Source organism: Parvibaculum sp. (assembly GCF_035511255.1).
In the GTDB taxonomy this organism is placed as follows: domain Bacteria; phylum Pseudomonadota; class Alphaproteobacteria; order Parvibaculales; family Parvibaculaceae; genus Parvibaculum.
Window position 1 is genome coordinate 1 of the sequence record NZ_DATKFR010000484.1, and the last position, 5,833, is coordinate 5,833.

At 60.4% G+C, this 5,833-nt stretch carries 6 protein-coding genes and 1 pseudogene; 2 read left to right on the top strand and 5 right to left on the bottom strand.

Translation table 11 applies throughout. The features are described from left to right. The 4 genes from VMR03_RS17995 to VMR03_RS18010 form a co-directional block, all read right to left on the bottom strand. Nucleotides 1-449 (bottom strand): glutathione S-transferase family protein (locus VMR03_RS17995; RefSeq protein WP_325407680.1); only part of this gene is annotated, 449 nt, incomplete at its 3' end. A 23-nt stretch (nt 450-472) separates the two neighbouring features. Beyond that, on the bottom strand, nt 473-1,126 hold the full coding sequence (locus VMR03_RS18000) for a YceI family protein (protein ID WP_325407682.1): 654 nt from the start codon (nt 1,124-1,126) through the stop codon (nt 473-475). After that, entirely contained in the window at nt 1,123-1,671 is a 549-nt protein-coding gene (locus VMR03_RS18005; RefSeq protein ID WP_325407684.1) for an SRPBCC family protein, read from the bottom strand. Before VMR03_RS18005 ends, VMR03_RS18000 begins: the two co-directional genes overlap by 4 nt. A 41-nt stretch (nt 1,672-1,712) precedes the next feature. After that, nucleotides 1,713-2,039, bottom strand: a complete 327-nt coding sequence (locus VMR03_RS18010) for a metalloregulator ArsR/SmtB family transcription factor (RefSeq protein WP_325407686.1) — start codon at nt 2,037-2,039, stop codon at nt 1,713-1,715. 561 nt (nt 2,040-2,600) lie between these two features. Between VMR03_RS18010 and VMR03_RS18015 the strand changes: the two genes are divergently transcribed. Continuing rightward, on the top strand, nt 2,601-3,956 hold the full coding sequence (locus tag VMR03_RS18015; protein WP_325407689.1) for a DUF4365 domain-containing protein: 1,356 nt from the start codon (nt 2,601-2,603) through the stop codon (nt 3,954-3,956). Then, nucleotides 3,946-5,403: a hypothetical protein gene (locus VMR03_RS18020; protein WP_325407691.1), complete on the top strand. Its 1,458-nt coding sequence runs from the start codon at nt 3,946-3,948 to the stop codon at nt 5,401-5,403. The genes VMR03_RS18015 and VMR03_RS18020 overlap by 11 nt, the downstream gene beginning before the upstream one ends. A 147-nt stretch (nt 5,404-5,550) precedes the next feature. Here the strand turns inward: VMR03_RS18020 and VMR03_RS18025 are convergent. Continuing rightward, a pseudogene (locus tag VMR03_RS18025) lies at nt 5,551-5,833 on the bottom strand (hypothetical protein); the annotation flags it as partial.

Sequence of the window (5,833 nt, forward strand, 5' to 3'; positions counted from 1 at the left end):
CCGGCCATGTCCTCCTCCACGAGGCCGAGCGACGTCTTCAGCGTGGCGCGCGCCTCCTCGACGCCATGCGGATCGTGCCGGCCCTCGGGCCGGAGCCGGTCGCCGACGATCTTCTGCATCGGTATATGCACATAGAGATCGAAGAAGCGGTCGGACATGCGCGTCTGCCGCGCCCGGTCGGCGTCCGCGGGGAGAAGGGCGGTGCGGCCCGGATAATGCTGCGCGAGATATTCGATGATGATGCTCGATTCCGGCACCAGCCGGTCGCGCGCCTCGTCCTGCAGCACCGGAAATTTTCCGATGGGCCAGATCGCCTTGAATTTCGCCGCCGAGACCGGATCGCCGAGATCGACGAAAACCGGCTCGAATGGCGTGTCGTTCTCGTAAAGCGCCGCCAGCACCTTCATGCAGAAGGAGGAGAGCGGATGATAATGGAGCTTGAGCGTCATCTTGTAATCCTCCCGGCAGGGCCTCATTCCGCCTTCGGCGCTTGCGGCAGCGGCGGTCCGCTGAATTCCGCCTCGATGTCGAAGGCGACCTCGTCGCCGACGCCCATGGTCGTCCCCGGCGCCGGAATGCCGTAGGCGATGCCGAATTCGGAGCGCTTGAGCTTGCCCGTCGCCGAAAAGCCGATGCGCGCGTTGGGGTCCATCGGGTGTCCCGCATAGCCGCCGTTGAAGCGCGCCTCGAGCGTCACGGGCTTCGTCACGCCATGCATCGTGAACTCGCCGGCGATGCGCGCGGTTTTCTCGCCCGTCATCTTGACCGAGGTTGAGCGGAAGCTCATGACCGGATAGGCGCCGGCGTCGAGCCAGTCCTTGCCCAGCAGCGCCTCCTTGAACCCTTCGGGCGGCGTCGGCAGCTCGAGCGAGGTCGGGTCGATCGTCGCCTCGACCTTCGCCGCCGAAGGCGTCTTCGGATCGATGTCGAGCGTGACGTCGAAGCGCGTAAACTGCGCGGTGTAGAACGAAAAGCCCAGATGGTCGACGCGGAAGACGAGGCTCGCATGATGCTTGTCGAGCGTATAGCGCCCCGCCGGCGCGACGGGTTCGGCACTCGTCCCGGCTGCCTGCGCGGCGCCCGTCATCGTCGCGGCAATCGCCAGGGCGGCAAGTATTCTCTTCATCTTTCTTCTCCCTGTTTCTCGGCTTCGGCCTTGAGCGCGGCGAGCCCGGTTTCGAAATCCGTGCCGACCATCCGGTCGACGTTGAAGACCAGCCCCATCATCTTGGAGGTGAAGGTCGCGGGTCCGTACATCGCCCAGGTCACTTCCGTTTCGTCGCCCTTCGGCGTCAGCGTGAACTCGGCCCTATTATGCGCCTCGAAGGGCGAAATGAAATCGAGCTTCATGACGAGCCTGGAGGGCGGCGCCGCCTCGACGAGTTTCATGCTGCCCGTGCCGATATTCTTGTTGCCGCTCCAGGCATAGCCCGCGCCGACGCTGCCCTGCGTGCCGCTATAGCTCCGCTTCATCTCCGGATCGCGGTTCTCATAGGGAGACCAGCCGCGCCAGAGTCCGAAATCCGCGATCAGCGGATAGATCTTTTCCGGTGGCGCCTTGATGCCGATCCGCCGCTCGTAGCGGAATGTATCGGGCCGCGTCGCCGCATAGACGAGAAGCGCCGCGACGGCGGCGGCCAGAACGGCGAGAAGGACGAGAACGATCTTCATGGAAATTCCCCCTTTTTGGTATCCATTCCGTACCGGGATGATCAGGGAGCCGGTCGTTCCTTGAGGTAGAGCTCGAGCCTGTCGAGGCTCTCGTCCCAGAAGCGGCGATAGTGCTCGAGCCAGCCATAGGCATCCTTGAGCGCCCGCGCCTCGATGCGGCAGGGCCGCCGCTGCGCCTCGCGTCCGCGCGTGATGAGCCCGGCCTGTTCCAGCACCTTGAGATGCTTCGAAATCGCCGGCCCGCTGATGTCGAAGGGCTTGGCGAGCTCCTTCACCGACGCTTCGCCGCGCGAAAGCCGCGCAAGGATCGCGCGCCGCGTCGGATCGGCAAGAGCGGAAAAGGTGGCGTCGAGGCGGGAGGCTTTCATGGCTTTCGTGTGAACCGGTCAGTTAAATAACCATTCAGTTAAATACGTCCGCCACCGCCCCCTGTCAAGCGGCGCCCGCCCGGGAACGCCTGTCGTCCCGAGCCTCGCCCCCGGTCGCCGCCTCTTCGCCTACGAGGCGCATCTTTATCTGGCGGGGAAGAGGTGAGGGGAGCGAGGCTAAAAATCCTCCGCTCCGGGGCTGAGGCGGATCAGCAATCGGTTCAGTGGACCGATTGCCCGCCGAAGGGTTGGGTGAGGGGGAGCCCGGCACTCGGCCTCAGCCGTCATTGCGAGGCGCGAAGCGCCGAAGCAATCCGGCGCGACATGCGAAGGATGGGCGCTCGCACCACACCCGCGTCATTTACAGGTCTGCTAAGCGCCAGAAGCTGTCCTTGTCGAGATGATCTCCAAATGTCGCCTTTAGGGCCGTTTGCCGACTGGCAGCTCTTGAGCGGTAAGCTTGAGAGATTGGACCTCTTGTTGAGCTGCGCGGCTGAACCGGAAAGCCCATACTCGCCTTGAGGCCCCATTCGCGAAAAACACGATAGCGTTGTTGCCAAGATGTTCTATTATCTTGACATGAAGAAGATCACCGATAACCAGCTCATCGGCGAACTAGGAGAAGCTGCGGTTCGCAAGCGGTTCCTGTCTATTGGCTTCCAATTCGATCATCGCAGTCGTCTTGAAGCTGGGATCGACGGGCTCGCAGAGGTCATGATCGACGGTGAGCCAACCGCCCGCATGATCGCGGTGCAAATCAAGTCGACGCGGGCCGGCAAATACCGGTCGGAGACCGAGACCGGTTTTACCTATCTGCTGGAGCTGAGGGATCTCCAGTATTGGAAGACATCCAATCTGCCCGTCATTGTCGTTTTGTATCGCGAGAGCGACGACAGCCACTATTGGTGTCAGGTCCAGAACCAGCCGGGAGCAGAACAGCGTCTACTGACCTTCGACAAAAACCGCGACATTCTCGACCGCTCGTCGCTCGATCGGCTAGCTGCGCTTACAGTGCCGGTGAACGGTTTCGGCTATTACGTCCCGCCGTTAGGCGGTGGCGAAACCGCGCTCGTAAACATGTTTCCGATCACGCTGCCTCCCGAGATATTTGTTGCGAGTACACCCTTCGACAGCAGACGGGCGATCAAGGAGCTATTCGATCAGGACGAGCCAACGCGGTTCGATTGGGCGATCAAGGATGGCACCTTCTGGTCATTCCACGATCCTCGCGACACGGTGACGGCCTCCATCGTTGATGTTGACCAGGTAGAAGCGATCGAGACTCCGCTTATCGCGTTTCACCAGGAAATGGATGAGCAGAACAACTTCGCTTTCCTGCTCCGGCAGACACTCCAGCACCAGATGCAGGATGACCTAGCATGGGATAAAGAGAACAAGTTGTTCTACATTCGAGCGATTGAGGACAGCCGACCAAGGACGTTTCACTATCAATCCACCAAGGTGAAGACGAAGGCGGACGTCGTTAACGTGTCTATGAGCACGAAGGTGCCTGGCAAGGTCGGCTTCGTGAGGCATCACGCCTTCGTTCCACGCTTCGAATGTATGATGGACCAGTGGTTCCTGATGGTCAGCCCGACCTATCATTTCACCACCAACGGCTTCTTTCGCCATCCCCATCCGGACGCGCTCCTCTCGGGCAAGAAGCGGTTGGAAAACAACGCGTCGATCCGGGGGCAGGTGATCTTGTGGCACCGATTCCTCACGCAGTATGAGCAACGGGGCAGCGGCCTGTTTGCAGATGCCGACACGGGGCCGGCGGTAGTGCTTCGATTTGAATCTCCACCTGAGGTGAATCTGCCGACGACAGTCCCGGACGACGTATGGGGCCGGCCGAAAAAAGCTCAGCCGGATCAGGATGAGGGCACCACAGCAGGGTTGTTGTTCGATGAAGTTTGAATGTCGGATCTTTGACGAGCCGCTACTCGAATTTGGTGATCAGCACAGCCATCCAGATCCGCGCTTGGGGCTGACCGACGCTGGGCCGCTACAGGCACCGCTTGGCGATAAAATTCGCATTGGCGTGGTCGGCGATGCGAAAACGGTTGAAGGCTCGAAGAATTTTCTGGCTGCGGCGGCTTTAGGCTTTGTTTCGAAGGCCGAGAGCCATCCGAACATGAACCCGCACTTCCCCGGCCTCAGCAACAACAATCCGTTTCATTGCAGCTTCGAAATCGATGACGATGCCTGCGGCACGCTGACTAAAGCCCAGATCGACAAGATTCGGAAAGAGCCGAACCACGCGAAAGCCGTCGAGATGGCCGTCGACGCGGTCATGGATATCCTCCAGGTAATGGACGACAGCGGGAACCGGCCCGACGTCGCGCTGATCGCCCTGCCAGTTTCGCTAATCGAGCGTGTATGGAACGCCAAGACCGATGCTCAGGGCACCACCGAAAAAGAGGACTCTGGCGGTTCCGATGCGCCGAATTTTCGGGGCCTACTCAAGGCCCGCGCCATGCCGCTTAACTTCCCGATCCAGATTATTTGGGAGGACGTGATCGACGAGAATGCGAAGATCCCGCGCAAGGTGAAGGTGAGCAGTGAGCGGAAGATCCAAGATCAGGCCGGAAGAACCTGGAATCTCCTGACGACGCTTTATTACAAGGGCACGGGTCGTATCCTGTGGCGCCGCCTGCCGAAGGAAGGCGAGTTCCGCGCCTGCTACATTGGTGTCAGTTTCTATCGTGACGTAACTGGGCAGCAGCTATGGACTAGCGCGGCCCAGATGTTCGACGAGCGCGGTCGCGGGTTCATCCTGAAGGGGAAGCGCGCCCAGACTGAAACACGTGGTCGGCATCCTTACATGACCGAAACCGACGCTTATGACCTTGTGAAGGGTGCACTGAAGGCCTATCGCGATCATCACAAGCATCCGCCAGCCCGGGTGATCATCCTAAAAACATCCCGCTTTCGGGACGAAGAGGCCGACGGCATCCTGCGCGCTTTGATGGAGGCGGAGACCGAGTTTCGCGACCTAGTTTGGGTTCAGGAGTCGTATGACGCGAAGATCCTCAGAGATGGCGACTACCCAGTCCTGAGAGGCACGTTTGTTGAACTGGACGGCAAGGGCCTACTCTACACGAATGGCAGCATACCCTATTATGGCACCTATCCAGGACTGTATGTGCCGCGACCGCTACTCCTATGTCCTCACACGAGCAGCGACAGCACTGTGGTTCAGATCGCGGAAGAGGTATTCTCACTGACGAAGATCAACTGGAATTCGACGCAGATGAACCAGCGCCTCCCCGTACCCATTCGGGCTGCTCGCAAGGTGGGCGAGGTGCTCAAATATATGGCCGAAGGGCAAGTCGTGAACCCAGATTATAGACGATACATCTAACCACACGCCTCATCAAACTGCTGTGGTGCGCGATCCGTGAAACGGCTACGAGGCGCAAAGCCGCATTTCGTATTAGATGAGGTGGGCGTCCGCTTTGGGTCATAAGCAGACCAAAGACAATCGCGGCCATGCAACGAGGTCACCCCCTCAAACATTCTTCGTCGGTCCCAGCGGGAAAACCTCCGCCGCCGGGCCGCCGCCGCGCTGGCGTTCCAGTTCCTGCGTATAGCGGCGCAGCGCATAGGCTTCGGTGAGGTAGCCGACGACCTTCAGATCCTCGATGCTGTCGAGCACCGGCAGCGTTTCGAGCTCCGACGTCTCGAAGCGTTTCATCGCCACACGGAGGTTTTCGTTGCGCAGCAGATAGAAGCCGCGCCCCTCGACGAGGTCGCCCGCGACGAGCCCCGCCGCCGCGTCGGTGAGGTCCGGG